General features: G+C 72.1%; 22 protein-coding genes. 6 read left to right on the top strand and 16 right to left on the bottom strand.

Going from position 1 to position 26,844, the window contains the following annotated elements:
• Positions 1–48 precede the first annotated feature (48 nt).
• Positions 49–720, bottom strand: coding sequence for a TetR/AcrR family transcriptional regulator (locus IR155_RS08945; RefSeq protein ID WP_135114492.1), 672 nt, complete (start codon positions 718–720; stop codon positions 49–51).
• 123 nt (positions 721–843) lie between these two features.
• Here IR155_RS08945 and IR155_RS08940 point away from each other — a divergent pair, with 123 nt between their 5' ends.
• Both IR155_RS08940 and IR155_RS08935 read left to right on the top strand, forming a co-directional pair.
• Positions 844–3,594 carry an MMPL family transporter gene (locus IR155_RS08940; protein ID WP_135114491.1) on the top strand — a complete coding sequence of 917 codons (2,751 nt, stop codon included), beginning with the start codon at positions 844–846 and terminating at the stop codon, positions 3,592–3,594.
• Positions 3,591–6,017: a YhgE/Pip domain-containing protein gene (locus IR155_RS08935; RefSeq protein WP_135114490.1), complete on the top strand. Its 2,427-nt coding sequence runs from the start codon at positions 3,591–3,593 to the stop codon at positions 6,015–6,017. The genes IR155_RS08940 and IR155_RS08935 overlap by 4 nt, the downstream gene beginning before the upstream one ends.
• Positions 6,018–6,145: 128 nt before the next feature.
• On the opposite strand, the gene IR155_RS08930 is transcribed toward IR155_RS08935, so the two are convergent.
• The 8 genes from IR155_RS08930 to IR155_RS08895 form a co-directional block, all read right to left on the bottom strand.
• Positions 6,146–8,158 carry a PTS fructose transporter subunit IIABC gene (locus IR155_RS08930; protein ID WP_135114489.1) on the bottom strand — a complete coding sequence of 671 codons (2,013 nt, stop codon included), beginning with the start codon at positions 8,156–8,158 and terminating at the stop codon, positions 6,146–6,148.
• A 55-nt stretch (positions 8,159–8,213) separates the two neighbouring features.
• On the bottom strand, positions 8,214–9,209 hold the full coding sequence (locus IR155_RS08925) for a 1-phosphofructokinase family hexose kinase (protein WP_135114488.1): 996 nt from the start codon (positions 9,207–9,209) through the stop codon (positions 8,214–8,216).
• The gene (locus IR155_RS08920; protein ID WP_135114487.1) at positions 9,206–9,976 is read right to left on the bottom strand and encodes a DeoR/GlpR family DNA-binding transcription regulator; all 771 of its coding nucleotides are present in this window, start codon (positions 9,974–9,976) and stop codon (positions 9,206–9,208) included. Before IR155_RS08920 ends, IR155_RS08925 begins: the two co-directional genes overlap by 4 nt.
• A 254-nt stretch (positions 9,977–10,230) precedes the next feature.
• The gene (ccsB, locus tag IR155_RS08915) at positions 10,231–11,223 is read right to left on the bottom strand and encodes a c-type cytochrome biogenesis protein CcsB (protein ID WP_135114486.1); all 993 of its coding nucleotides are present in this window, start codon (positions 11,221–11,223) and stop codon (positions 10,231–10,233) included.
• Between the two features lie 15 nt (positions 11,224–11,238).
• Positions 11,239–12,897 carry a cytochrome c biogenesis protein ResB gene (gene resB, locus IR155_RS08910; RefSeq protein WP_233441159.1) on the bottom strand — a complete coding sequence of 553 codons (1,659 nt, stop codon included), beginning with the start codon at positions 12,895–12,897 and terminating at the stop codon, positions 11,239–11,241.
• Positions 12,898–12,907: 10 nt separating this feature from the next.
• Entirely contained in the window at positions 12,908–13,672 is a 765-nt protein-coding gene (locus tag IR155_RS08905) for a cytochrome c biogenesis CcdA family protein (RefSeq protein ID WP_135114484.1), read from the bottom strand.
• 7 nt (positions 13,673–13,679) lie between these two features.
• Positions 13,680–14,291 carry a TlpA family protein disulfide reductase gene (locus IR155_RS08900; RefSeq protein ID WP_233441158.1) on the bottom strand — a complete coding sequence of 204 codons (612 nt, stop codon included), beginning with the start codon at positions 14,289–14,291 and terminating at the stop codon, positions 13,680–13,682.
• A gap of 285 nt (positions 14,292–14,576) precedes the next feature.
• Complete coding sequence (locus tag IR155_RS08895; protein ID WP_135114483.1) at positions 14,577–15,206, bottom strand: histidine phosphatase family protein; 630 nt, start codon at positions 15,204–15,206, stop codon at positions 14,577–14,579.
• Positions 15,207–15,299: 93 nt separating this feature from the next.
• Between IR155_RS08895 and IR155_RS08890 the strand changes: the two genes are divergently transcribed.
• Together IR155_RS08890 and IR155_RS08885 are read left to right on the top strand one after the other, a co-directional pair.
• Positions 15,300–17,330 carry a hypothetical protein gene (locus IR155_RS08890; RefSeq protein WP_135114482.1) on the top strand — a complete coding sequence of 677 codons (2,031 nt, stop codon included), beginning with the start codon at positions 15,300–15,302 and terminating at the stop codon, positions 17,328–17,330.
• A gap of 140 nt (positions 17,331–17,470) precedes the next feature.
• The gene (locus tag IR155_RS08885; RefSeq protein WP_167760745.1) at positions 17,471–17,992 is read left to right on the top strand and encodes an AAA family ATPase; all 522 of its coding nucleotides are present in this window, start codon (positions 17,471–17,473) and stop codon (positions 17,990–17,992) included.
• Positions 17,993–18,125: 133 nt separating this feature from the next.
• On the opposite strand, the gene IR155_RS08880 is transcribed toward IR155_RS08885, so the two are convergent.
• Entirely contained in the window at positions 18,126–18,782 is a 657-nt protein-coding gene (locus IR155_RS08880; protein ID WP_135114480.1) for a DedA family protein, read from the bottom strand.
• A gap of 189 nt (positions 18,783–18,971) precedes the next feature.
• Here IR155_RS08880 and aspS point away from each other — a divergent pair, with 189 nt between their 5' ends.
• Positions 18,972–20,750 carry an aspartate--tRNA ligase gene (gene aspS / locus IR155_RS08875; protein ID WP_135114479.1) on the top strand — a complete coding sequence of 593 codons (1,779 nt, stop codon included), beginning with the start codon at positions 18,972–18,974 and terminating at the stop codon, positions 20,748–20,750.
• Between the two features lie 95 nt (positions 20,751–20,845).
• Here the strand turns inward: aspS and IR155_RS08870 are convergent, their stop codons facing one another.
• Entirely contained in the window at positions 20,846–21,877 is a 1,032-nt protein-coding gene (locus IR155_RS08870; protein ID WP_135114478.1) for an IS110 family RNA-guided transposase, read from the bottom strand.
• A gap of 427 nt (positions 21,878–22,304) precedes the next feature.
• On the opposite strand from IR155_RS08870, the gene IR155_RS08865 reads away from it, so the two are divergent.
• Complete coding sequence (locus tag IR155_RS08865) at positions 22,305–23,972, top strand: FAD-binding dehydrogenase (protein ID WP_135114477.1); 1,668 nt, start codon at positions 22,305–22,307, stop codon at positions 23,970–23,972.
• A gap of 1 nt (position 23,973) precedes the next feature.
• Here the strand turns inward: IR155_RS08865 and IR155_RS08860 are convergent, their stop codons facing one another.
• The 5 genes from IR155_RS08860 to IR155_RS08840 are packed head-to-tail and all read right to left on the bottom strand — an operon-like array spanning position 23,974 to position 26,745.
• The gene (locus IR155_RS08860; protein ID WP_135114476.1) at positions 23,974–24,276 is read right to left on the bottom strand and encodes a Dabb family protein; all 303 of its coding nucleotides are present in this window, start codon (positions 24,274–24,276) and stop codon (positions 23,974–23,976) included.
• Positions 24,277–24,293: 17 nt separating this feature from the next.
• Complete coding sequence (locus tag IR155_RS08855) at positions 24,294–24,566, bottom strand: glutaredoxin family protein (RefSeq protein ID WP_135114475.1); 273 nt, start codon at positions 24,564–24,566, stop codon at positions 24,294–24,296.
• A 5-nt stretch (positions 24,567–24,571) separates the two neighbouring features.
• Positions 24,572–24,865, bottom strand: a complete 294-nt coding sequence (locus IR155_RS08850; RefSeq protein WP_135114474.1) for a rhodanese-like domain-containing protein — start codon at positions 24,863–24,865, stop codon at positions 24,572–24,574.
• Positions 24,866–24,893: 28 nt separating this feature from the next.
• Positions 24,894–26,462, bottom strand: a complete 1,569-nt coding sequence (locus IR155_RS08845) for a molybdopterin-dependent oxidoreductase (RefSeq protein ID WP_135114473.1) — start codon at positions 26,460–26,462, stop codon at positions 24,894–24,896.
• Entirely contained in the window at positions 26,446–26,745 is a 300-nt protein-coding gene (locus tag IR155_RS08840) for a hypothetical protein (protein ID WP_135114472.1), read from the bottom strand. The genes IR155_RS08845 and IR155_RS08840 overlap by 17 nt, the downstream gene beginning before the upstream one ends.
• Positions 26,746–26,844: the final 99 nt, after the last annotated feature.

Raw genomic sequence — 26,844 nt, 5'->3', positions numbered from 1 at the left:
CGAGAAAGACTGCGAGCGAGCCGAAGCCGCCCGGCACCTGCCGCGGTTTCAGTCCCGCGCGATGATGAGGTGGGCGATGCGGCCGACCTCCTGCGCGCGCGCCTCAAGAAGCTCCTTCTCCGGGAGGCCGGCCATGATCGCGCGGGTCGCCGCGCCCTCCCAGGCGGTGAGCACCGTGCGGGCGGCCTCGTGGGCGGGCAGCGCGAGGTGCAGGCCCTTCGCGTGTGCGATCTCCTCGAGCAGCTGCGCGATCTCGCCGAGCAGCTGCGCATCCTGAGCGAGGTACGCCTCCGCGGTCTTGGCGTCGCGCATCGCGCGGCCCTTGATCTCGCTCATCAGCAGCACCGCGAGCCGGACGTCGCCGGGGACGTCGAGCGCCTCGACGAGCCCGACCATGCCGGCCTCGTCGCCGTCGACCTCGGGGCCGCACTCGATCAGGGCGGCGACGCGTCGGCGCACGCCGTCGACCTGCTGGCTGGCGAATCGGCCGGCGAGCTCGACGAACAGCTCATCCTTCGATTCGAAGTTCGAGTAGAACGCGCCGCGGGTGAATCCGGCGCGCTCGCAGATGGCCTCGACCGAGGCCTCGCCGAGGCCGACCTCGGCGAACACCTGCGCGGCGGCGTCGAGCAGGCGCGCGCGGGTGTTCTCGCGGCTGCGGGTCTGCGGTCTCGCCGCCGCATCCTGCTCGCTCACTTCGTCCTGCTCTGCGTGCTGCATCCCGCTCCCCGGTTCATACCGAACGCTCAGCCCGGTTTGCCTCTCGGGCTATTACGATACACACTTGTATCGGATACAGCGCTGTATCGAAATCCCCTGTCAGTGCTCTTCCGGAGGCGCCCTGTGTCCACCCTGCTCTACTCGCTCGGTCGCTGGTCATACCGTCACCCGTGGCGCGTGCTGCTCGGTTGGCTGCTCATCCTCGCCGCCGTCGGCGGGGCCGCGGCCGGGCTGAACAAGGGGTTCGACAACGCCTTCTCGATCCCCGGGACCGAGGCGCAGGAGGGCCTGTCGCAGCTCAGCCGCACCTTCCCGCAGGTGTCGGGCACGAGCGCGCAGTTCATCGTCGTGGCCGCGGACGGTGACGACGTGACGGACGCCGCCTACCGCGATCCGATCGAGGACACGGTCGCCGCCCTCGAGGACGTCCCGGGCGTCAGCAGCGTCACCTCGCCGTTCGACGAGATGGTCACCGGCATGGTGTCGGACGACGACTCGGCCGCGATCGTGCGGCTGCAGTTCGAGGGGACGATGACCGACGTCACGGCCGACGACAAGGAGTCGCTCCACGTCGTCGTCGACGACCTCGCGGAGCAGCTCCCCGAGGGCGCGCAGACGGCGCTCGGCGGCGAGCTGTTCGCGACCGAGCTTCCCACCATCACGCTCACCGAGGCGGTCGGCGTGATCATCGCGCTGCTCGTGCTGATCATCACCTTCCGCTCCTTCGTGCTCGCCGGCCTCCCCCTCGGCATCGCGCTGATCGGCGTCGGCGTCTCCCTCCTCGGCCTCGTCGCCTCCACCCAGTGGGCGACGGTCTCGGCGACGACCCCGATGCTCGCCCTCATGCTGGGCCTCGCCGTCGGCATCGACTACTCGCTGTTCATCGCCGCGCGCCATCAGGATCAGCTCCGCGAGGGGATGGATCCGGAGGAATCGGCCGGGCGCGCGACGGGCACCGCGGGGTCGGCGGTCGTCTTCGCCGGCGTGACGGTGCTGATCGCCCTGATCGGCCTTGGCTTCGCGAACATCCCGTTCCTCACCACGATGGGCATCGCGGCGGCCGTGGCGGTCGCGATCGCCGTGATGATCGCCGTGACCCTCACCCCGGCGGTGCTCGGCTTCGTCAAGCACCGCGCCATCGGCCGGATGCCCAAGCCGAAGAAGGAGCGCGCCCCGCGCACGGGGTTCGCTGCCCGCTGGGTCGGCATGGTCACACGCCACCCCGTCGTCACGACCGTCGCCGTCGTCCTGGGTCTGGGTCTCATGGCCGCCCCCGTCGGCAGCCTCGCGCTGTCGCTCCCCAACGCGGGAGTGCTGCCCAAGGACAACGAGGCGCGCATCGGCTTCGACCTCACGTCCGAGCACTTCGGCGCCGGCTTCAACGGCCCGCTCATCCTCACCGGCACGATCGTGACGTCCACGGATCCGCTCGGGCTGATGAACGACCTGAAGGACGAGGTCGAGGCGATCGACGGCGTCAAGGAGGTCGCGCTCGCGACCCCGAACGAGACGGCCGACACCGGCATCGTGCAGATCGTGCCCGAGACCGGACCGGACGACCCGGCCACGAGCGAGCTCGTGCGCGAGCTGCGCGCCCACCACGACGAATGGCTCGACGAGTACGGGATCGACCTGAAGGTGACCGGATCCACCGCGGTCGGCATCGACATCTCCGACCGCCTCGGCGGGGCCCTGGTGCCGTTCGGGATCTTCGTTGTCGGGTTGTCGTTCATCCTGCTGATGATCGTGTTCCGATCGGTCTGGGTGCCGCTCAAAGCCGCCCTGACCTACCTGCTGTCGATCCTCGCCGCGTTCGGCGTGGTGGCCGCGGTGTTCTCGTGGGGCTGGGGCGCCGACCTGCTCCACGTCGCCCGCACGGGCCCGATCATCGCGTTCATGCCGATCGTCGTGATGGGCGTGCTGTTCGGCCTCGCCATGGATTACGAGGTGTTCCTCGTATCCCGGATGCGCGAGGACTACGTGCACGCCGGCCGCAAGAAGGGCTTCACACGGGACGTCGCGGTCGACGCGGTGCGCACCGGATTCGCTGCCTCGGCCCGGGTCGTCACGGCCGCCGCGGTCATCATGTTCGCGGTGTTCGCGGCCTTCGTCCCCGAGGGCGACTCGAACCTGAAGCCAATCGCGCTCGCGCTGGCGGTCGGCATCGCGATCGACGCGTTCCTCGTCCGGATGACGCTCGTCCCCGCCGTCATGGCGCTGCTGGGCGAGAAGGCGTGGTGGATGCCGCGCTGGCTCGACCGCATCCTGCCGCACTTCGACATCGAGGGCGAGGCGGTGGAGCGCGAGCGCGCCCTCGCCGACTGGCCGGAGCCCGGATCCACCGCGGTCATCGCCGCCGACGACCTCGAGGTCGCGGCCGAGGACACCGTGCTCGCGTCCGGCGTGACCCTGCGCGCCGAGCCGGGCGAAGCGCTCGTGCTCACCTCGGCCGATCCTCGCTCGGCGCGTGCCGTGGGCCTCGCGATCGCCGGGCGTGCGATCCCGTCCGACGGCCTGCTGCGCGTGTCGGGGCATCTGCTGCCGGGACGCGCCGCCTGGGTGCGCGCGCATGTCGGCCTGGCGCTCCTCGGCGCCGAGTCGGCGACCGCGGCGCGCGCCGTGCGCGACGCGCTCCGCGGCGGCACGCGCCTCGTCGTCGTCCACGGCGCCGACGCGCTCGAGCCCGCCGCGCGCGACCAGGTCGCGGCCGTGCTGCGCGATGCGCGCCACGCGCTCTCCCCCACCGAACTGACGGTGGTGCTGACCGGATCCGATCCGCGCGCCGCCCAGATCCTCCTCTCCGACGCAGGCTGGGACGCCGTGCAGCTGCACGACGTCGCGGCCGCTCCCACTCACTTCGAGGTGAACGTATGAGCCCCCTCCGCCGTCTCGCCGCCACCGGCATCGAGCGCGCCCGCAGCACAAAGCCCGTCTCGTGGCTGACGCTTGTCGGCGTGCTGCTGCTTCCCGCCCTGATCGGCGGCGTGCTGGTCGCCGCGCTGTACAACCCGACCGAGCGTCTCGAGAACATGACCGCGGCCATCGTGAACAACGACGAACCCGTCACGGTCCAGGATCAGGTCACCCCTCTCGGCCGCCAGCTCGCGGCCGGCCTCGTCGAGGGATCCGACGACACCCCCAGCAACCTCACGTGGGTGCTGTCCAACGAGGAGGACGCCGCGGAGGGGCTCGCTGACGGCACCTACCAGGCCGTCATCACGATCCCCGAGGAGTTCTCGGCCGCCGCGACCTCGGCCGGGCAGCGGATGTCGGGTGAGGACGCCGAGCCCGAGCAGGCGCGCATCGAGGTCACCACGGCACCGGACTCGCGACTCGCCGACGAGGCGATCACCAACCAGGTCGCCACGGTCGCCGCATCGTCGATGGGGCAGATGCTCTCGGAGGCGACGCTGTCGAACGTCTTCATCGGCTTCACGACGCTCGGCGACCAGCTCAGCGAGGCCGCCGACGGCGCCTCGCAGCTCGCGGACGGCGCCGGCGAGGCCCAGGAGGGCGCGACCGCGCTCGCCGACGGGGCGACCCAGCTCGGCAACGGAGCGGGCGAGCTCGCGACGGGCGCCACGCAGCTGGCCGACGGCGCCGGCGAGCTCGCGGGAGGTGCCGGGGGCATCTCCGGCGGCGCGGCCGAGCTGTCGAACGGCGTCGCCGGCATCGCCGACGGCGCAACCGGTCTCGCGGACGGCGCAAGCCAGCTCTCCACCGGCGCGAGCACGCTCTCGGAGGGCCTGAACGGTCTCGCGGCAGGGATGACCGGCGACGGCACGGCCGAGAACCCGGGCCTCGTCGGCGGGGCCGACAACCTGGTGGACGGCGCGCAGCAGCTCGCCACCGGCCTCGCCGGCGACGGCACCGCGCAGAACCCGGGCCTCGCGCCGAGCCTGCGCCAGCTCGCGGACACCGCAGCCCCCATCGGGTCGGGGCTCACCGCGGGCGCCGACGCCATCGAGCAGAACGGCCTCATCCCGGTGGAGATCACCGAGGGAGCGGCGGGAGTCGCGACGGGCCTGACCGCCCTGAGCGAGGAATGCGCCGCCACCGGCGCGTCCGCGGACTTCTGCGAGCGGCTTGCGGGGTACGCGACGGGCGCCAGCACGGCCTCGACCGCCCTCGGTCAGGTCGCGGCGGAATCCCCCGCCACGCTGGTCGCGCAGCTGCGCGGCGCCGCCGCGCTCACGGAGCAGTTCGAGCTGCTCGCGACCGGCGCCGAGAGCGCCGCCACGGGAGCCGGCGACCTCGCACAGGGCCTGCGCGAGTACGCCGCCGGCGTCGCCACGACCGCGGAGGGCGCGACCGCCCTCGCCGGCGGCGCGAGCGAGCTGTCGACGGGCGCGAGCCAGCTGTCGAGCGGCGCGTCCGAGCTCACCACCGGAGCGGGCCAGGCGGCCGAGGGCGCCGGCACGCTGTCGACGGGAGCCGCGCAGCTGGCGACCGGGGCCAACGGCCTCGCCGACGGCTCGTCGCAGCTCGCAGGCGGCGCCGGTGAGCTCTCCACGGGAGCCGGCCAGCTCGCCACCGGCACCGCCGATCTCGGCGACGGCATCGGCGAGCTCGCCGGGGGAACGCGATCGCTCGCGGACGGCCTCGGCACCGCGACCGAGCAGATCCCGTCGTACACCGACGACGAGGCGGACGACCTCGCGACGGTCGTCGCCGATCCGGTGTCGTCGTCGGCTGGCGGCGAGGTCTCGCTGTTCGGCGCGGCGGCCGTGCCGCTGCTCGCGGCGATCGTGCTGTGGTTCGGCGGGCTCGCGACCTTCCTCGTGATGCGTTCGGTCACCGGGCGGGCGCTCACCTCGCGCCGCGCCTCGGTGTCGCTCGCGGGCGGAGCGCTGCTCCCCGCGGCGATCGTCGGAGCGGTGCAGGGAGTGCTCGTCGCGGCCGTCGTGCAGGTGGTCAGCGGCTACGAAGCGGGAACTGCCGCGGCGCTGTTCGGCCTCTGCGCCCTGATCGGCGTCGCGTTCGCCGCGGTGCACCAGGCGCTCGTCGCCGTGTTCGGCGGCGCGGGGCATTGGATCGGCGCGCTGGTCGGCGCGATCGGGATCGCCACCGGCATCGTCTCGACGCTTCCCGAGTGGCTCGCGGGCATCTCGGCCGCCCTGCCGACGGCCCCGGCCTACCGCGCGCTCCTCGGCGCCGTGACCGACGCGGGCGGCACGGGCGGTGCCATCGTGGCGCTGCTTGTGTGGGCGGTGCTCGCCTTCATCGCCACCACGATCGCGGTGGGCCGCAAGCGCACGCTGCCGGCCCGGGCGCTGCTGGAGGCCGCGCCGGCCTGATCCGCCCGCCGGAGTCCCGGCGCCGCCCGCCGGGTTCTACGGAGATGCCGGGTTCTCAGGATGCGATCCGCGAAGGATCTCCGGAGAAGCCGGCATCTCCGTAAAAGAGGGCGGCTAGAAGGGCGGCGTCAGGCGGCGACGGCCTCCACCCGACGGCGGGCGAGGCGCTTGAGCCCGACGACGGCGAACCCACCGACCAGCACACCGGCGAGCAGGGCGATCGCGAAGCCCCACAGCGGGTCGATCGCGAAGAACACGAACGCTCCACCGTGCGGGGCGCGCGAGCCGACCTCGAACAGCATGCTCAGGAACCCGGTGACAGCACCACCCAGCATCGACGCCGGGATGACTCGCAGCGGATCGGCGGCGGCGAACGGGATCGCCCCCTCCGAGATGAACGACAGGCCGAGCAGCCACGCGGCCTTTCCGTTCTCGCGCTCAGGCTCGCTGAATGCGCCCCGGTCGAGCACCGTCGAGGCGAAGGCCATCATCAGCGGCGGCACCATTCCCGCGGCCATCGCCGCGCCCATGATGTAGAACGGCACGGGGTTCTCGGCCGAGCCCGCGCCCAGCCCCGCGACCGCGAAGGCGTAGGCGACCTTGTTGATCGGTCCGCCGAGGTCGAAGCACATCATGAGCCCGAGGATGATGCCGACCACCGGCAGCAGGCCCGACGTGGCGAGGCCGTTGAGCCCGCCGGTGAGGGCGGTCATCAGCGCCGCGATGGGCGCCGCGAGGAACAGGATGAGCAGTCCGCTCGCGAAGATCGAGCCGAGCAGCGGAATGATCACGACCGGCATCAGGCCCCGCAGCCACCGCGGCACGGTGAGGGATCCGAGCCACATCGCGGCGAGGCCCGCGAGGACGCCGCCGACGATTCCGCCGATGAAGCCCGCGTTCATCAGCACCGCGACGGATCCGGCGACGAAGCCGGGCGCGATCCCCGGCCGGTCGGCGAGCGCGTACGCGATGTAGCCGGCGAGCGCCGGCACCAGGAAGCTCATCGAGATGTTGCCGATCGCGAACGCGACGGCGCCGAGGTACTGAAGCAGCCCGCCGTCCGGCAGGTTCCACAGCGCGTTCTCGACGGCGATCTTGTTCGCGACCTCGTTGATCTGGTAGCCGCCCAGCAGGAAGCCGAGCGCCATGAGCAGGCCGCCGCCGGCGACGAACGGGATCATGTACGACACGCCCGTCAGCAGCACGCGCTTGATGCGCGCTCCGATCGACTCGGCAGGTCGCTCGTTCTCCTCGGCCGCGCCGGCGGTGCCGGGAACGCGCTCGGCCGACGGGTCCTCCGCCGCGTGCGCTGCCTGTGTCAGCAGCTCGGTCGCGTGCTCGATGCCGGCCTTCACAGGGCGGCGGATCACGGGCTTGCCGGCGAACCGCTGCGGCTCGCGGACGTCGACGTCGACCGCGAACACCACCGCGTCGGCGGCCGCGATGACGGCCGGGTCGATCGCCGTGTAGCCGCTCGACCCCTGCGGCTCGACCTGGAACTCGACGCCGGCCTTCTTCGCCGCGGCGGTCAGCGCGTCGGCGGCCATGTAGGTGTGCGCGATGCCGGTCGCGCAGGCGGTGACGGCGACGATGCGGGCGGGGCGCCCGTCGACGACGATGGCGCCGTCCCCCGCGGCGGTCGGCACGGCGGCCGCGGCCGGCGCGGGGGCGGCCGCCGTCTCGCTCGCGGCCTCCTCGCCGATCGCCGCCCGCACGATCCGGACCGCCTCGTCGGCGTCCGCCGCGCCGCGGAGCGCGGCGAGGAAGTCCTCATCCATGAGGTTGCGCGCGAGCTTCGACAGCACGGCGAGGTGCTCCTCGGCCGCCGTGTCGGGCGCCGCGATCATGAACACGATGTCGCTGGGCTCGTCCTCGGCGCCGAAGTCGACGCCGGGCTTCAGGCGCGCGAAGGCGAGGGACGCCTGCGTCACCACGGCGCTCTTGGCGTGCGGGATCGCGATGCCGCCGGGCAGACCGGTCGCATCCTGCTCCTCGCGCTTCCAGGCTGCGGCGAACAGCGCGTCGGCGTCGGTCGCGCGGCCCTGCGCGACGAAGCGGGCGGACAGGGCGCGCAGCACGCTCTGCTTGTCGGGCCCGAGATCCTCGTCGAGGCTCACGAGCTGCGGGGTGATGGTGGACACTTCTCCTCCTCGAGGGAATGCGGCGCGGCGGGGGCCGCGACGACGATGCGGTGGATCAGGCGAGCTCGCGGACGGGGATGTCCGCGGTCGACAGGTCGGCGGGGGTGGCGAGGCGCGTGCCGGGAAGAGCGGCGGTGCCGGAGCCGTATCGGATGGCGGAGCGCAGGCGGCCGGCGCCGTCCTCGCCCGCGACGGCTGCGAGCAGGTACCCGGCGAGCGCGCTGTCGCCGGCGCCGACGGTGCTGCGGACATCCGTCTCGGGCGGCGTGGCGAACCACGCGCCGTCGCCGTGGACGAGCATCGCCCCCTCGCCGCCGAGCGTCACGAGCACCGCCCGCACCTGGTGGGGAACGAGCACGCGGGCGTACGCGAGCGCCGCCGTGGGGTCGGCGCGAAGGTTCTTCTGCATCTCGCTGAAGAACTCCATCGATTCGCGCGTCGTCGCGAAGCCGGAGTCGCGGGCGGTGCGCGCGAGCAGATCCATCAGCTCGACGTCGTTCGGCTTGATCAGGTCGACAGCGCCGCTGGCGACGGCCTCGGCGAGGGCCCGCCCGGAGGCGTCGACGGCGATCTTCGGCGGGCGCGCGCACCGCGCGCGCACGGCGAGGGCGACATCCACATAGAAGTCGGGGGCGAGGCCCGGCGGGAGCGAGCCGCACAGCGCGAGCCAGTCGGCCCCATCCACCTCCGTCACGACGGCGTCGATCAGCGCCCGCGCGGCGTCCTCACCGAGAACCGGACCGGGCAGGTTGATCTTGGTGGTCTCGCCGTCCGGATCCGTCAGGGTCAGATTCGCGCGGGCGTGCCCGGCGATCGGCACGGTCCGGACGGGGAGGTCGCCGAGCAGGGAGCGGTACGGGTCGTCCTCCGCGAGCGGCAGGACGGCGGTGACGGGCGCGCCCGATCCGGCGAGCACCCGGGCGACGTTGATCCCCTTGCCACCGGGGTCCTCCCGCGCCGCCAGCGCCTGCTGCACCTGGCCGCTCTCGAGCGCGGAGGCGAGCTCGACCGTCCGGTCGAGCGCCGGGTTCATCGTGAGCGTCACGATCATGCGACCCACACCTCCACATCCGCGGCGTCCAGCGCCTCACCCAGGGCTCCGGCGGGAGCCTCGTCGGTCACGAGCACGTCGAGTTCGTCCAGAGCGGCGAACCGGCGCAGCGACTCGACCTCGAACTTGGTGCGGTCGGCGAGCAGGATGACGCGGCGCGCGGCGCGCACGATCGCGCGCTTGACGTCCGCCTCCTCGGGGTCGGGCGTGCTCGCCCCGAACGCGGCCGAGAGCCCATTCGCGCCGACGAAGGCGACATCCGGCCGGAGGGACTCGATCGCGCCGACGGTGCCGGCGCCCACGGCGGCGCCCGTGATGCCGCGGATCCGGCCGCCGATCGTCGTGAGCTCGGTGTAGCCGGCGCCGGTGAGGCCCGCGGCGAGCACCACCGAGTGCGTCACAACGTGCACGTCGCTGCGGCCGGGCAGCAGGTCGGCGAGCGCGCCGGTCGTGGTGCCGGCGTCGAGCAGGACGGATCCGGTGAACCCCGTGCCGAGACCCTCGAGCGCGCGCCGGGCGATGGCGCTCTTCGCGGGCCCGCCGCGGCGGAGACGCTCGCGCAGATCCACCTCGGCCGCGCTCCCCCGGTCGGCCGCGACGGCGCCGCCGTGGACGCGCCGCAGCACGCCGTGCTCCTCGAGCACCGCGAGGTCGCGGCGCACCGTCTCGGTCGTGACGCCGAGCCGCTCGGCGAGCTCCGCCACCGACACCCGCGCCTCGTCGAGCAGCACCCGCTCGATCAGCTCCCTGCGCTCCGTCGCGTACATCGTCCTCCTTCGGATGCGATCGAGAATACAATCGAATCCCACAGAGAACAACACAAACGCAGATCGGATGCCACACCCTCGCGAGTGCCGTCGGTCGACGAGACAGCACTCCGCGGCCGACACAGCGATGCGCGTCCGAGACAGCAGCGCACACCCGCAGTCTCAGCCGCAGGATGCGCCCTCAGTCGCGGGGCGCAGTCTCAGCGGACGGATGCGACGCCCCTGACTCGTACCCCCGCGAGCGAAGCGAGCCGCTAGGACAACCCGCTGTACGCGTGGAGGCCCTCGAAGAACATGTTCACGATCGTGAAGTTGAAGATCACGGCGACGAAGCCGACGATCGACAGCCAGGCCGAGCGCGTTCCGCGCCAGCCGCGCGTCGCGCGGGCGTGGATGTAGCCGGCGTAGAGGACCCAGATGATGAAGGTCCACACTTCCTTGGTGTCGAAGCCCCAGTAGCGGCCCCATGCGTCCTGCGCCCAGATCGAGCCGGCGATGAGGGTGAAGGTCCAGAAGATGAAGCCGATGATCGCGAAGCGGTACGCGAGGCCCTCGAGCGCCTCGGAGCTCGGCAGCGTCCGCAGGAACGACCGCTTCGGCTCGGTCTCCTCGACGGCGATCCGCTCGCGCCGGGCCTGCAGCAGCTGCAGCACCGACAGACCGAAACCGAGGGCGAGGAACGCCGTCGCGAGCGAGGCGACGAACACGTGCACGACGAGCCAGATCGACTTGAGCGGATCCATCAGCGGCACGACGTCGACGTGATAGAGCGTCGCCCCACCCATCAGCACGGTGACGAGGCCGATCATGAACGTGCCGAGGAACCGCAGGTCGCGCCAGAACAGCACGCCGAGGTACACCGCCGTGATCAGCAGGGTGCCGGTCATGGCGAACTCGTACATGTTCGACCACGGCACGCGTCCGGCGGCGACGCCGCGCAGCACCGTTCCCGCGAGGTGGAACAGGAAGCCGAGCACCGTGAGCGACGTGCCGATCCGGCCCATCACGAGACGCGGCTTCTCGGCCGGCGCGGCATCCTGCGGCGCGCCGTTCAGCACCGTGCCGCGCCCCGCCGATCCGGATCCAACGCCGACGAGCTCGCGCGCCGCATCCTGCCGCTCGAGCGAGAGCTGCGAGCGCTTGGCGAGGTCGGCCCCGTACGCGACGAACGCCAGGGCGTAGATCACGATCGCCGTCCAGATCAGCAGCAGCGAGATCGCGTCGAGGGAGAGGGCGTCGGGATGCATGGGGGGATCCTACTTCTACAGGCTGTCGAGGTGCTTGGCGCGCAGCTGCTCGATCGCGGTCGCGAGCGTGGGGTCATCGCCGCGCGCGAGGGCGGCGTATTCGAGCCGGATGCCGGTCTCATCCGGCGTCGCCTTCACCCACACGCGGCGGCGCGGCACGAACAGGGCGGTGAGCAGGCCGAGCACCGCGAGGACGGCGAAGACGAGCACGAAGATCGAGGAGTCGTCGCGGTGGGTCTGCAGCGACGCGAATCGCTTGACCGACTCGGTCATCCCGACCTGGTCGCGGTCGGCGCCCTCGGGCGTCTCGTCCTCGAACGTCACGGTGCCGAGGCCGTTCGGCAGGTCCGCGGTCTCGCCGGGGGCGAGCTTGATCGACTCGACGCCGGTGTCGCCGCCCGTGAGCTGCTCCATCCCGCTGGGGTCGAGCTCGTACACGCTGCGCGGGACTCCCCCGTCGATGCCGAGGTCGCCCGAGTACACGTTGAGCGTGAGGATCGGGTCGAGCAGGTCGCCGTACACGGAGGTCAACGCGCCGGTCTCGAGCGTGGCCTGCGTCGGGTAGAGGAAGCCGAGCATGCCGATCTGCTCGGGAAGGCCGTCGGCGATCTTCAGCACGCCGAGGGACGTGAGGTTCGCGTCCTGCGGCAGGAACGGCACCGTCTCGCTGTACACCGGCGTGCCCTCGGCGTCGCGCACCGTGATGGTCGGGGCGTAGCCGTTGCCGAGCAGGTAGATGCGCTCCCCCGCCACCTCGAGGGGGTGGTTGACCCGCACGGTTCCCTTGGTCTCGTCGCCGCCCGGCTCGCGCACGGTGACGTTCGCGGCGAAGTCGCCCGCCTGCCCCGCGCCGCTCGTGAGGGGCGGCTGGTACGTGACGTCGAACGAGTCGAGGCGGATCGCGTAGGGCGTCAGCGCGTCGTCGCCGACGAAGCGGCCGCGGTTCATCGACGAGTAGTCGACGAGCGCGTTCACCACTGCCTGGCCCTCGTAGATCACCCGCTGGCCGGTGTACGCGAAGCCCCCGCCGATCCCGACCGCGAGCAGCACGCCGACGAGCGAGGCGTGGAACACGAGGTTGCCCGTCTCGCGCAGGTAGCCGCGCTCAGCGGAGACCGAGAAGCTCCCGCGCCCGTCGTACCGCTCGACGCGGTAGCCGGCAGAGCGCAGCTGCGCCTCGGCGAGGTCGACCGCGTGCTTCGCGTCATCCTGGTCGCCGTCGATCCGCTGCTCGAGGTGGTCGTCGAGGCGCGACAGCCGGGCGGGGGTGCGCGGCGGCCGGGAGCGCAGGGCCTTCCAGTGGTGCTTCGTGCGCGGCAGGATGCAGCCGACGAGCGAGATGAACAGCAGGATGTAGATCGCCGAGAACCAGGCCGACATGTAGACGTCGAACATCTGGATCGCATCCAGGATCGGGAACAGGTCGGGATTGTCCCGCTCCCACTGCGTCACGCCGTTCGGGTTCGCCATCCGCTGCGGGAAGATCGACCCGGGAACGGCGGCGATCGCGAGCAGCAGCAGCAGGATCAGCGCGGTGCGCATGCTGGTGAGCTGTCGCCATCCCCAGCGCAGCCATCCCACGATCCCGAGCGCGGGCGAGTTCACGCCGCTGTCGGCCTCGCCGTCGACGTGGTCGGAGGGCCGCAGCGGCTCGGATCCGTCGCGCTGCTGCACGGAGGCGTCCTCAGAGGAGAGTCGGGACACTGGCGAACACCCCCTGCAGGCGAGACATGATCATGGTCCAGATGCCGGTCACCATGAGCGCACCCAGGATGACGAGCAGCACGCCGCCGCCGATGTTCACCACGCGGATGTGGCGGCGCAGGAAGGCGATCGAGCGGGTGGCCCAGCCGAAGCCGAGCGCGACGAGCAGGAACGGGATGCCGAGGCCCAGCGAATACGCGAGGCCCAGCAGGCCGGCACGGGCGGGGTCGCCCTGCTGCCAGGCGATGGCGAGGATCGCGCTGAGCGTCGGGCCGATGCAGGGCGCCCAGCCGAGGCCGAGCGCGATGCCGAGCAGCGGGGCGCCGATGAGGCCGAGGTCACCCTTGAGCTGCAGCTTCGCCGTGCGCTGGGCGAAGCCGAAGAACCCGATGAAGACGAGCCCGAGCAGGATGATCAGCGCGCCGAGGATGCGGGTCACGAGGTCGCCGTACTGCAGCGAGAACCGCTGCATCGCGCCGCCCGCGAGCCCGCCGAGCACAACGATCGTGACGAACACGAGCGTGAAGCCCGCGATGAACAGCAGCACGCCGCCGACGAGCCGCCCGCGCCCGGCGAGCACGCCCGATCCGGCCTGCCTCGGCGAGACGGCGCCGCTGATGAACCCGAGGTAGCCGGGAACGAGCGGCAGCACGCACGGTGAGAGGAAGGAGATCAGCCCCGCGAGAAGGGCGACGGGGATCGCCGCCCACAGGGCGCCGTCGAGGACAAGGGCGCCGGGATTCACGCGCCGGTCACGCCTTCTCCTCGAGCGTGTCCGCGACGAGCGTGGACAGGATGGACGGGCTGTCGATCGCGCCGATGATGCGTGCGGCGACCCGACCCTCTCGGTCGAGCACGAGCGTGACGGGGGTCGCCTGGATCGGCGTCGCCGCCGCGAACGCGAGCTTCACAGCCGCGTCGTTCGCGTCGATCACGCTCGGGTAGGTGACGCCCCACTTCTCCGCGAACGACCGTGCCTGATCCGGCTGGTCGAACGTGTTCACACCGACGAACGAGACACCCTCGTCGCGGTACTCCTGCCACACGTCCTCGAGGTGGGCGGCCTCGACGCGGCAGGGGGCGCATCCGGCGTACCAGAAGTTGACGACGACGACATCGCCGAGGACATCCTCGCTCGAGAGCGGCTCGCCCGTGTCGGTCGTGCTCTCCCAGACGACGGGCTCACCGCGGTCGGCGAGGTCGATCTCGTCGACCTGGAACTCGCCGGCGATGTACCCGGTCTCGCTTCCCTGGCGGTACTGCTCGGTGACCGGATCGGGCGTGCACGCCGCGAGGGTCAGCGCGAGCGCCGCGGCGCCGATCACCGCGGTCAGACGACGGGGGGATCGAGCGGCTCGAGACACGCCACAATCCTACGTTTCCGCTTATGGCCGGGCTGTGTGCGAGCCGAAAGCAGGAGGGAAGCGGGCGCACGGAGCATCGTCAACCGGTGGGGCGTGGAGATTTCTTCTCGGACGCGCCCACCGCGTGCGAACGAAGTGAGCGTGGAGCGGAGCGACTGCCGACCATCTCGCAAACGCGACGTGCGTCATCGATGGAGCGGAGCGACAGCGCGCGATCGCGAGTCCCGGCGCTTGCGTCGGGCGAGTGATCGCGGTCGGGAGCTGCACTGCCCCGCGAAGCGGGAATTAAACCGCGCCGACGTCCACCGCGTCGTCCACGGCCGCCGGCTCGGCGTACGACACCTCGCGCCACACGTCGCCCACGCGCTCGAACGACGTGACGCTCGAGAGGGCGCAGCGCCGCGTGCGCGGGTCGTGCGGCAGGGGAAGGCCGGCCACCGACAGGTGCGTCAGCCAGATCGGCGCCTGGTGCGACACGATCACCACGTCCCCGCCCGGCGTGCTGTGCCAGGCCTCGTCGAGCGCTGAGCGCATCCGGTCCACAACGTGTGTGTAGGGCTCGCCCCAGCTGGGCACCGACGGGCGACGCAGGTGGTGCCACTTCCAGGGCTTGCGAAGCGCGCGGCTCATCCGCAGCCCGGCGAAGACGTTCGTCGGCTCGATCACGCGCTCCTCGAGCCGCGGCTCCAGGTCGAACAGCTCGGCGAAGGGCTCGGATGACTCCTGCGTGCGCTGCAGCGGCGAGCACAGCAGCGCGCTCACCGGACGCTCGAGGCCCCGGACGTGCTCGGCCGCGGCGCGTGCCATGCGGCGTCCGTCGTCGCTCAGCCGGAAGCCGGGAAGCCGCTCGTAGAGGACGCGGTCGGGGTTGTGCACCTCGCCGTGACGCACGAGATGGATGAGTTCGGCCGGCATGTGATCTCCTGCTGTTCAGCCCTCGGGCGGTCGCGCTCCCATCCTACGGAGCGCCGCCCCGGCCGCGGCGGGAAGCGCCGTTACCGTTGCCGGGTGAGGATCGAAGCGCGCCGCCCGGCCATCGCGGTCGCCGTTGCCGCCGCCCTCGTGCTCGGCCTCACCGCCTGCGTTCCCGAGCCGTCCGCCGGCGAGGCGCGGCGCGATCCGCTCCCCTCCTTCGCGGACGTCCGCACCACGCAGGTGGATCGCGACGGGGATCACTGGACGGCCTCCGGCGTGACGATCGACGTGCCGGCGGATGCCGTGACCGCGAATGTCGCGAACGTGGCGGTCGGCGCGCCGATCGGCGAGGCCGACTCGGGGATCGCCCTCGAGGTCTTCGGCGCCCCGGTGCGGTTCGAGTCGCCCGCGTCGTTCGCCGATCCGGTGACGGTCTCGTGGGACGTCGCGGGTCTTCCGGCCGAGGCGGCGGCCGCCGCGTCGCTCGTGCGCTGGGACGATCGCCGGCGCGTGTGGGTGCCGCAGCCCGATGCCCCGACCGTCGCCGACGGCGCCCTGACGGCCGAGCTGACCGACACCGGCATCGTGACGTGGGCGACGGTCGCGCTGGACGAGACGCCCGCCGAGCTGGCCGAGGCGACGCCTCCCACCTGCACGGATGCGGCCCTTCCCGACTGGCTCGCGACCGCGACGGATCCGGATCGCGCTCGTCCGGAGGCGACGATCGCGACGTGCGTCGAGGGCCACCAGTCGGATGTCCTCACGGTCAAGACGCGCAGCCAGGACGGCGTGACCCGCGCTCTCGAGCTCGACGGCGACGCCGAGTTCGCCTGGAAGACGCGCTCGGACACGGCGGGCGGCGACCGCTTCTGGCGCATCGCCGCGGGGCTCGTCGACGGGCCCGGCACCGCGCTGCTGCCGCCGCGCACGGGCGTCGACGTGGGTCTCGCCGCGCCGACCGATCCGGCCGTCCCCTATCGCGCGGTCGCCGGGGTGGATCCGCGAACGGCGACCGTCGACCTGCTCGCCGCGTTCACGCGCCGCGTCTCGTTCGGCGACGTGCCGGACCCCTCGGTCACGGCGCTCGTCTCGACCCTGTATGCGTGCGGATCGGCCGGTGCCGACGACGTCTCGGATGCGACCGACGTCGCCGACATCGGCCGCGCCCTCACCGGCTGCGTCGCCCATCCCGAGTCGGCGCTCGCGACCCGCCTGTCCGAGGCGGCGGGAGGCTCGGCCGAGGCGACGGAGGTCCAGGGGGCGCGGGCAGTGGCCTCCGCGATGCGGATCGCCGCGGGCGGCGCGTTCGACGCGCTGGCAGCCTCGGCGGCCGAGGGCCTCGTCGCCGCGGCGGCGACGCCTGCCGGCGGCGGCTCGTGGACCGTGCTCGCCGCCCGGGACGCCCCCGCGCCGGGATCGTGGCGCCCGACGTGCGACGACGCGGAGGCGGATGCCACCGCCCTGTTCGCCGAGCTTGCACTGCAGCCGGCGTACGCCTCGGGATCGCGCGAGCTCGCCTCCGACCCGCGCTGGCGCACCGCGGCCGCCGCATCCGTGAAGCCGCTCGCCGACTGCACACCGGAGGAGCGCGCCCGGTTCGCGGCGATCCTGCCGGACGAGTGGGCGGATCCGGCCGCCGCGCGTGTGGTGGTGGACGAGATCGCGGGCCTGGGCCTCGCGATGCTGTCGTGCGACGACCTGTTCGCGCTCGCGCAGCCGCTTGCCGCGGGGTTCCATCCGCTGCGCGGCATCGCGGCGCCCGGCACCGGCCGCGTCGCCTGCGGCTGGGCGGCGGAGAAGGGGAAGGCGGCGGACGACGCGACCGTGAAGTCCCGCGTGCAGGTGTGGGTCTCCCGAGAGGTCGCGGACGCGGACGAGGTCGCCCGCCGCCGCGTCGAGGCCGGCAAGGCCGAGCTCGGCGGCGTCCAGGACTCCCCCGCGCTCGACGCGGCGGGCGGCTTCGCCGTCGGCGCCTACGTCCCCAGCGGCGTGGAGCTGGAGTCGTGGCTTCCCGGCTACCGCATCGTCATCACGGCGGCGAGCGCCGACGACCCCACGCAGTGGCAGCTGCCCGAGGGCCTCGCCACGGTCGAGAACATCGCCGAGGCCCTCACCGCCGGCTGACGGCAGCCCCTTGCCCCGAACCGTCGCTTCGAAGCGGCCGGATGGGGCAAGAGCCCGCGCCGGTTGCCCCAAACCGCCGCCTCACACCTGCGGATCGGGGCAAGAGCGTTCCACCGGGGCACGGGCCATACGCTCGACCCGTGGCCGACTTCTTGATCGTGGTGAACGGGATCCCCGGCGCCGGTAAGACCACCCTCGCCGCGCCGCTCGCGCGTGAGCTCGGTGTCACCCTCGTTGCGAAGGATGCGCTGAAGGAAGCGCTCGCGGATGCCGTCGACGCTCCGCTCCCGACATCCCGGATCGGCGCGGTGGCCACGGATGCGCTCTGGGCGATCGCCGGGATGTTGGACGGCGTCGTGATGATCGAGTCCTTCTGGGCCTCTGGTCGGGATGAGCGGTGGTTCCGACGCGGGCATGAGAGCATCGGCGCCCCGGCGGGAATCGAGCTCTGGTGCGACGTGCCGCGGGACGTCGCCCGCCAGCGTGCGCGCGACCGGCCCCGCCACAAGGCGCACGCCGACGCGGGCCGCCGCGAGGAGTGGGAGGTGCTGACGGAGGGGGCCGCACCGATCTCGGGACTGCCGACGCTGCGAGTCGACACGTCTGCCCCTGTCGACCTTGCCCAGCTGATCCAGGACATCCGAAAGTCGTTGCCGGTCTGATACGGGATCGGCCACCCGCACGAGTGCGCGTCCCTGACCCCGAAGTGCCGCTCACAACCGGCAACTCGGGGACACGGCGCCGATCCGGTCCCCGACATGCCGGTCAGAACCGGCACCTCGGGGACACGAACCCTCAGCTGTCGCGCTTGTCGGCCCGGATCGAGCGGACGCGCGCGACGACGAACCAGATCACGGCGATCGCGACGACCGCAATCACGATGTTCTGGAAGACGTCCATGTACTGCTCGACGATGTGCCACGACTCGCCGAGGTACCAGCCGATGAGCACGAAGATCGTGTTCCAGATCAGGCTGCCGACCCCCGTGAGCAGCACGAACTTCCAGACCGGCATGTGCACGACGCCGGCCGGGATCGAGATCAGGCTGCGGAAGATGGGGATGAACCGGCCGAAGAACACCGCCGCGGAGCCGTGCTTGTGGAACCACGCGACGGTGCGGTCGACGTCCTCGACCTTCACCAGCGGCATCTTGTCGGCGATCCGGCGCAGGCGATCGATGCCGAACCAGGCGCCGATGCCGTACAGCACGAGTGCGCCCACGATCGATCCGACCGTGGTCCACAGGATCGCCTCCCACAGCGTGAAGGCACCCCGCGAGGCGGCGAGACCCGCGAGCGGCAGAATCGCCTCGCTCGGCAGCGGCGGGAACAGGTTCTCGGCCGCGATGCCGATGCCGGCTCCGTACGGGCCGATCACGTCCATCAACCCGACGACCCAGTCGACGAGTGCTCCGAGCCAGGATCCGTCGGTGTCGGCGGAAGCGGTCGTCATGCGTCTGGCCCTTCGGTCGTCGTGCGGTACTCGGTCGACGCTACCGGCGCCGCCTTTCCCCCGCCTGGGTGGCAACCGCCGATCCGGATCCGGTTATCCCCCTTCCGTTCCCCGGTCGGCACAGACTCCAGCCCGTAGAATCGACGGGTTGCCCATCCTGCTCCGGGCACCGCAACAGGAGGAATCCCCGTGCTTCGCACCCACACCGCCGGCTCCCTGCGCGCCGAGCACATCGGTCAGACCGTCACCCTCACGGGCTGGGTCGACCGCCGACGCGATCACGGCGGCGTGGCGTTCATCGACCTGCGCGACGCCTCGGGCATCGCTCAGGTCGTCATCCGCGACGAGGCCGTGGCGCATCCGCTGCGCAGCGAGTTCGTGCTGAAGGTCACGGGCGAGGTCGGCCGTCGCCCCGCGGGCAACGAGAACCCGAACCTCCCGACGGGCGAGATCGAGCTGGTCGCGACCGACGTCGAGGTGCTGAACGAGTCGGCTCCGCTGCCGTTCCAGGTCTCGGGCGGCGAGGGCGCCGACCCGATCGGCGAGGAGGTGCGCCTCAAGCACCGCTACCTCGACCTGCGCCGCCAGGGGCCGGCGAACGCGATCCGCCTTCGCTCGCAGGTGTACAAGGCGATCCGCGACGTCCTGCACGGGCGCGAGTTCGTCGAGGTCGAGACCCCGACCCTCACCCGCTCGACGCCCGAGGGCGCCCGCGACTTCCTCGTCCCCGCCCGCCTCCACCCGGGCAGCTGGTACGCCCTGCCGCAGAGCCCGCAGCTGTTCAAGCAGCTGCTGATGGTCGGCGGCGTGGAGAAGTACTTCCAGATCGCGCGCTGCTACCGCGACGAGGACTTCCGCGCCGACCGCCAGCCCGAGTTCACGCAGCTCGACATCGAGATGAGCTTCGTCGAGCAGGAGGACGTCATCGAGATGATGGAGGACGTCATCACGGCGATGTGGAAGACCATCGACGTCGACGTGAAGACGCCGCTCCCCCGCATCACGTACGCCGACGCGATGGCGAAGTACGGCTCGGACAAGCCCGACCTGCGCTTCGGCCTGGAGCTCGTCGAGGCGACCGAGTACTTTGCGGACACCCCGTTCCGCGTGTTCCAGTCGGAGTACGTCGGCGCGGTGCTCATGCCGGGCGGCGCGAGCCAGCCGCGCAAGACCCTCGACGCGTGGCAGGAGTGGGCCAAGCAGCGCGGTGCCCGCGGACTCGCCTACGTCCTGTTCAACGAGGACGGCACGCTCGGCGGCCCGGTCGCCAAGAACCTGTCCGAGACCGAGCAGGCGGGCCTGATGGAGCTCGTCGGCGCGAAGCCCGGCGACTGCGCGTTCTTCGCCGCGGGCGACACCAAGGCCTCGCGCGCCCTCCTCGGAGCCGCCCGCGTCGAGATCGGCAAGCGCCTCGGCCTGCTCGACCCCGACACGTTCGCCTTCACGTGGGTCGTCGACGCCCCGATGTTCGAGCCCGCGTCCGACGCCGTCGCCTCCGGCGACGTCGCGGTGGGCGCCGGTGCCTGGACGGCCGTGCACCACGCCTTCACCGGCCCGAAGCCCGAGTTCGAGGACACCTTCGACACCGACCCCGGATCGGCCCTCGCCTACGCGTACGACATCGTCTGCAACGGATCCGAGCTGGGCGGCGGATCCATCCGCATCCATCGCGAGGACATCCAGAAGCGCGTCTTCAAGATCATGGGCATCGACGAGGAGCAGGCGCAGGAGAAGTTCGGCTTCCTGCTCGACGCGTTCAAGTTCGGCGCCCCGCCGCACGGCGGCATCGCGCTCGGCATGGACCGCGTGCTGCAGCACCTGACCAAGACGGAGTCGATCCGCGAGGTCATCGCGTTCCCGAAGTCGGGCGGCGGCTTCGACCCGCTGACCGAGGCCCCCGCCCCGATCACGCCGCAGCAGCGCGCCGAGGCGGGCGTCGACGCCGAGCCGGAGGCCGTCGAGGCCTGAGCCCTTGTCGAACCCGTGAGGGCTCATCCATCGGGTGGGCCCTCACGGGTTTTCTGTGCCGCGTGCGAGCGGAGCGAGCGATGCTTCTATGTGTGTCAACTGGCTTCGAGGAGTCGGTAGAGGGTGCGGGCGAGGTAGCGCTTGAGGATGCGGCGGATGTCGCGGTCGGTGCGGCCTTCGGCTCGGCGGCGTTGGGCGTAGGCGAGGGTTTCGGGGTGTGAGCGCCAGCGGGTGATGATCACCCGGTGCAGGGCGGCGTTGAGGTGTCGGTCACCGCCGCGGTCGAGGCGGTGGCGGGAGTGATCGCCGCTGGAGGCGGGTTTGGGGGCGGTGCCGGCCAGGCGGGCGAAGGCCGCTTCGGAGCGGACCCGGCCGGGGTGGGACCAGGAGGCGAACACCTGAGCTGCGGTGACGGGGCCGATGCCGGGCTGGGTCAGCAGTTGCGGGGCGAGCTGCTCGGTGAGGTGGCGCAGGGTCGTCAGGTTGCGGGTGATGTCGGTGCGCAACGCGAGGATGCGAGCGGCCAGGCGGATGGTCTCCGTGCGGGCGACGTGAGTGTCGACGGGCTCGGTCTTGCGTGGGCGCCAGGCGGCGACCTGCCGGATCTGCGCGGCGGTCAGCGACCGGCGGGCGTCAATGCCGAGGTCGAACCGGCGAGCCAGGGCGGTGAGCCGGTTGATGGCCTGAGTGCGCTCCCGGGTCATCTCCGCCCGCGCGGTCAGGAGGATCTGGATCGCGTCGCGTTCGGCGCCGCTCTTGCGGTCGTTGAGAGCCGTGTCCTCAAGGGGCAGAACCGCAGCAGCCGCGGCGCGCGCGTCGAGACGGTCGTCCTTGCCGGAAGGGCGGTAGCGGATCTTGGGGGCTTCGACGACGCGGATCCCCGCCCCGCCCAGAGCCTCGGCCAGGGGGCGCCCGTAGGAGCCGGCGCCGTCGATGGCGACCAGCATCTCGGCCGCGCCGCTGAGCCCTGCAAGCCAGGTGCGAGCGCGGGTGATCCCCGCCGGGTCGGTCGGGAAGGACCGCTCCTGAAGGAGCCGGCCGGTGGGATCGACGACGGCGTACTGGTGCTTCTTTGAATGGGTATCGACCCCGGTGATGAACCGGTAACGGTCTGCGACGATGGTCACTGCGATCACTTCCTTCTTCAGCGGTTGGACGGTCGTAGCCGACGTCCGGGCACTGAGAAAGTCGTCGCGGGACGGAACTGTCATGAGCCACTGCGAATGGCCGTGCTTCTATCAAGTCACCGCGGCGGGCAGCGCCCGGCGTCGGCACCCCCACCGGGCGGACGAATCGCTTCGCAGGACACACACGCACGCGTGGTCAGTGGAGCGGTGAGTCACACCCGGCAGGAGCACCAGCACCGACCCTGCCAGCAAGGCACGGCCAGCCACCATCACACTGACAGTGGAGCGGAGCGACTGCCGACCCCGCTCGCGACGCGACGTCCGTCGTCGGATGGATCGCAGCGACAGCCCGCGAACGTGAGCGCCGGCCCGAAGGGTCGGCGCGAGCGTTCCCGAACGCGACCGCCTGTTCCTGTAAGAAAAGAACATGACCGACATCGTCGTCGTAGGGGCCGGGCTCGCGGGACTCGTGGCGGCGGCCGAGGCCGCCGACCGCGGCAAGAGCGTCGTGCTTGTCGATCAGGAGGGCGAGCAGAGCCTGGGCGGCCAGGCCTTCTGGAGCCTGGGCGGGCTGTTCCTCGTGAACAGCCCCGAGCAGCGGCGCCTCGGTGTGCGCGACTCGCTCGAGCTCGCGCGGCAGGACTGGTTCGGCAGCGCGCAGTTCGACCGGCCCGAGGACCGCTGGCCGCGCGCGTGGGCCGACGCGTACCTTCACTTCGCGGCGGGCGAGAAGCGCGCGTGGCTGCGCGAGATGGGGCTGCGGATCTTCCCGGTCGTCGGCTGGGCCGAGCGCGGCGACGGCCGCGCGGGCGGGCACGGAAACTCGGTGCCGCGGTTCCACATCACCTGGGGCACGGGGCCGGGCGTCGTCGGGCCGTTCGAGCGGCGCGTGCGCGCGCATGCCGAGGCGGGGCGCATCCGGTTCGCGTTCCGGCATCGCGTCGACGGCCTGATCCTCGAGGCGGGCGCGGTGGTGGGCGTTCACGGCGCGATCCTCGAGCCGTCGGACGTCGATCGCGGGCGCCCCTCGAGCCGCATCAGCGTCGGCGAGTTCGACCTGCGGGCGCAGGCCGTCATCGTCACGGCGGGCGGCATCGGCGGCGACCACGATCTTGTGCGCGCCGCCTGGCCCGAGCGCCTCGGCACTCCCCCGCGCAGCATGGTCAGCGGGGTGCCCGCGCACGTGGACGGCAGGATGCTGCGCATCACGCAGGACGCGGGCGCCAGCGTCATCAATCCCGACCGGATGTGGCACTACGTCGAGGGCATCCGCAACTGGGACCCGATCTGGGCCGATCACGGCATCCGGATCCTTCCCGGCCCGTCCTCGCTCTGGCTCGACGCGACCGGCAGGCGACTCCCCGCGCCGCTGTACCCCGGCTTCGACACGCTCGGCACGCTCAAGCACCTGCGCGCGACCGGGCACGACTACTCGTGGTTCGTGCTGACGCAGAAGATCATCGAGAAGGAGCTCGCCCTCTCGGGCTCCGAGCAGAACCCCGACCTCACCGGTCGCGATCTGAAGCTGCTCGCGAAGCGGATCGGCAAGGGCGCGCCCGGGCCCGTCGAGGCGTTCAAGGAGCACGGCGAGGACTTCGTCGTCGCCGACACCCTCGCCGAGCTCGTGGCGGGCATGAACCGGCTCGCCGGTGCGGATCCGACCGGGCCCGCGATCGACGAGCAGGATCTCCGCCGGATCATCGAGGAGCGGGACCGGGAGATCGCCAACCCATTCTCGAAGGACGCGCAGGTCACCGCCCTGCGGGGCGCCCGCAACTACCTGGGCGACAAGCTCATCCGCGTCGCGTCCCCGCACCGGATCCTCGATCCGAAGGCCGGGCCGCTCATCGCGGTGAAGCTCCACATCCTGTCGCGCAAGACGCTCGGCGGTCTCGAGACCGACCTGCAGGGACGGTGCCTGCAGCCCTCGCCCGACGGGACGGGCGCGCCGATCCCCGGCCTGTTCGCCGCAGGCGAGGTGGCCGGGTTCGGCGGCGGCGGGATGATGGGCTACAACGCGCTCGAGGGGACGTTCCTCGGCGGCTGCCTGTTCTCGGGCCGGGTCGCCGGCCGGGCGGCGGCCGCCGCGGTCTGACTCAGACCGCGAAGTCGATCGCGGCGCGGGCGTCCGTGCGGATCGTGGAGACGTAGTCGATCACCTCGAGGTGAGCGGGGTGCGTCGCGTAGCCCTCCACAGCGGCGATGTCGTCGAAGTCGCCGACGACCGCGAAGTCGTAGTTGCGCTCGTCTGCCAGCACGTTCTCGACGAGGTCGAGCTCGCGCACGCCGGGGACCACGCCGACGAGACCGCGGATGCGGCGGCGCGCCTCGGCGAGCTGCTCGGCGCGCTCGGCGGGGTCGGTGGAGGCGAGCTTGAACAGCACGACATGGCGGATCATCCGGGTTCTCCTTCGGGTCAGGCGCGCGTGTCCGCGGCCTCGGTCAGGGCGGCGCTCAGCCGCTCGGGCGCGATGCGCCAGTGTCCGTGCAGGCGGTCGTCGATGAGGACGACCGGGATCTTCTCCCACCACAGGTCGTAGAGCGCGGGGTCATCCTGGATGGACGCCTCGCGCACCTCGACATGGTCGGCGACGTCGTCGGGCAGGTCGGCGAGCACCTGGTCGACGACCTCGCGCGCGACGTCGCAGAGGTGGCAGTCGGGCTTGCCGATCAGCGTGAGGGTGGTCACGCGCGTCAGAGGTCGACGGGGTAGCCGGCTTCGCGCCAGGCGCTGGTGCCACCGGCCACGTTCGTCACCTCGTAGCCGCGCTGGCTGAGCGCCTCGACGACGCGGCCCGAGCGTCCGCCGAGCTCGCAGATCACGTCGAACGGCTCGGCCGGCAGCTCGCCGACCCGCTCGTTCAGCTCGGACATCGGGATGTTGATCGCTCCCGGCACGTGCCCGGCCTCGTATTCGTGCACCTCGCGCACGTCGACGAGCGGGACGTCCTTGCGCGCGTGCAGGTCCTGGACGGAGATCTCGTTCATATGCCAAGTATCGCCGCTGCGGGGCGGGTCAGGCCGCGACGAATCGACGCGTGTGCCATCCGGTGGCGCCGTCCGGCGCCGGAGGGGCGGTGTCGGACGTCTGCGTCGTGCCGTCGGCGCTCAGCGCCCGGCAGCGAAGCACATGCTCCCCCGGGGCCAGCACTGCGCGCAGCGACCACTGCACCCAGGTGTCGGCGGAGATCGCCGTGGCGAGGCGCGCGGGCATCCACGGTCCGTCGTCGACCTGCACCTCCACGCCGGCCACGCCGACGTGCTGGTGCCAGGCGACACCGGCGACCGTGACCTCACCGGCGGGGATGTCGTGTGCGCGCGGCACGTCGATGCGCGACTGCAGCTTGATCGGGCCACGCTCCGACCAGCCGCGGTCGCTCCAATAGGCGCGGGCGCGGTCGAAGCGGGTCACCTCGAGGTCGACGACCCACTTTGTCGCCGACACGTAGCCGTAGAGCCCCGGCACGACCATCCGCACGGGGAAGCCGTGCTGGATCGGCAGCGGCTCGCCGTTCATCCCCACGGCGAGCAGCGCATCCCGGTCGTCGGTCAGGGCCTCCAGCGGTGTACCGGCCGTGAACCCGTCCTGCGACCGCGAGAGCACCATGTCGGCTTCGGGAAGGGGCCGGGCCCGGGCGAGCAGCTCGCGGATCGGATAGCCGAGCCAGCGCGCGTTGCCGATGAGGGCTCCCCCGACCTCGTTCGAGACGCAGGCGAGCGTGACGATGTGCTCGCTCAGTGGCAGGGACAGCAGCTCGTCCCACGTGATCTCGATCTCGTTCTCGACGAGTCCGTGGATGCGCAGGCGCCACGCGGCGGGATCGATCTCGGGGACGATCAGCGCGGTGTCGATCCGGTAGAACTCGTCGTTCGGCGTGATGACGGGCGCGAGATCGGGGATCCCGAGATCGGCGCCGCCGGGCACCGGCTGGGTCGAGCGCGGCGCGGGAAGCCGCAGGGCCGCGCGGATCGCCGCGACCGAGCGCTCCCCGGTGGCCCGGGTCGTCGCCCAGACGGCGGCGGCGATCCCCACCACGGTCGCCGCACCTCCCGCGATCAGGAGCGACCGGCGCGACATCCCGGCGTCCGTCCCGGGGCCGGCCGCCGCCCTCCGCCGCAGCAGAAGGGTCAGGGTCACGGCCGCCACTGCGCCCGCGATGATCGAGGGTACGGGGGTGAACACGCCGGCGTCGGCGCGGGTGACGGCCGCGATCGCGCCGAGCACGCCGAGGGCCGCCGCGAGCACGGCTCCCCACGGTGCCCGGCGCCGCTCGAGCAGCCCCGCCACGGCAGCGACCCCGAGCAGCACCGCCCCGATCAGCACAAGCAGCGCGATCTTGTCGGCAGTGCCGAACAGGGCGATCGCGGCGTCCTTCGCCCAGGCAGGCGCGAGGTCGATGAGGGCCGAGCCGATCGCCGCGAACGGGCTCGCCCGCGGGGCCAGCAGCGCGGCGAGCGCCTCGCCGACGCCGGCGCCGAGCACGACCGCGGCGACGCCCGCGCCCGCCGCGAGACCGCGGTCCGTCCGGCCGGCGGCGCCGGTGCCCGAGGCGATCCGCGATCCGGCCTCAGCGGGAGGTGTCATCCTCGCAGTCGTCCTTCATCGCCTCGTCGTCCATCGGCTCCTCGGTCATCGAGTCGTCATCCATCGACTCGTCATCCATCGACTCGTCATCCATCGATTCGCCGCCCATCGGCTCCTCGCTCATCGACTCGTCCATCGGCTCTTCCGTCTCGGACATCATCTCGCTCGGCGAGCACGAGGGCATCGGCTCCTCCATGTCGTCCGACGGTGCGGCGCCGGCGCAGCCGGCGAGCAGCAGCGCGAGGGCGGCGAGGGCGGTGACGGCGGGCGTTGACTTTCGCATCGGCTTCTCCAGTGCTCGGGCCGCGGGATTCGCGACGATTCGAGGCAACCAGAGCCGACGTCGCCTCCCGCGAGTGCTTTCGGAACCGTAAGGAAGTCC

The sequence above is a fragment of the Microbacterium paludicola genome (assembly GCF_015235415.1).
Classification (GTDB): Bacteria; Actinomycetota; Actinomycetes; order Actinomycetales; family Microbacteriaceae; genus Microbacterium; species Microbacterium paludicola.
This window is presented reverse-complemented; position numbering and strand designations above follow the sequence as displayed.

What these genes read in the sequence shown, in the direction of transcription:
- IR155_RS08850 (WP_135114474.1), bottom strand. Translation starts at nt 24,865, where the DNA reads ATGAACGAGATCTCCGTCCAGGACCTGCACGCGCGCAAGGACGTCCCG.
- IR155_RS08880 (WP_135114480.1), bottom strand. Translation starts at nt 18,782, where the DNA reads ATGACGACCGCTTCCGCCGACACCGACGGATCCTGGCTCGGAGCACTC.
- IR155_RS08865 (WP_135114477.1), top strand. Translation starts at nt 22,305, where the DNA reads ATGACCGACATCGTCGTCGTAGGGGCCGGGCTCGCGGGACTCGTGGCG.
- IR155_RS08840 (WP_135114472.1), bottom strand. Translation starts at nt 26,745, where the DNA reads ATGCGAAAGTCAACGCCCGCCGTCACCGCCCTCGCCGCCCTCGCGCTG.
- ccsB (WP_135114486.1), bottom strand. Translation starts at nt 11,223, where the DNA reads ATGCATCCCGACGCCCTCTCCCTCGACGCGATCTCGCTGCTGCTGATC.
- IR155_RS08920 (WP_135114487.1), bottom strand. Translation starts at nt 9,976, where the DNA reads ATGTACGCGACGGAGCGCAGGGAGCTGATCGAGCGGGTGCTGCTCGAC.
- IR155_RS08860 (WP_135114476.1), bottom strand. Translation starts at nt 24,276, where the DNA reads ATGATCCGCCATGTCGTGCTGTTCAAGCTCGCCTCCACCGACCCCGCC.
- IR155_RS08925 (WP_135114488.1), bottom strand. Translation starts at nt 9,209, where the DNA reads ATGATCGTGACGCTCACGATGAACCCGGCGCTCGACCGGACGGTCGAG.
- IR155_RS08935 (WP_135114490.1), top strand. Translation starts at nt 3,591, where the DNA reads ATGAGCCCCCTCCGCCGTCTCGCCGCCACCGGCATCGAGCGCGCCCGC.
- IR155_RS08945 (WP_135114492.1), bottom strand. Translation starts at nt 720, where the DNA reads ATGCAGCACGCAGAGCAGGACGAAGTGAGCGAGCAGGATGCGGCGGCG.
- IR155_RS08845 (WP_135114473.1), bottom strand. Translation starts at nt 26,462, where the DNA reads ATGACACCTCCCGCTGAGGCCGGATCGCGGATCGCCTCGGGCACCGGC.
- IR155_RS08895 (WP_135114483.1), bottom strand. Translation starts at nt 15,206, where the DNA reads ATGCCGGCCGAACTCATCCATCTCGTGCGTCACGGCGAGGTGCACAAC.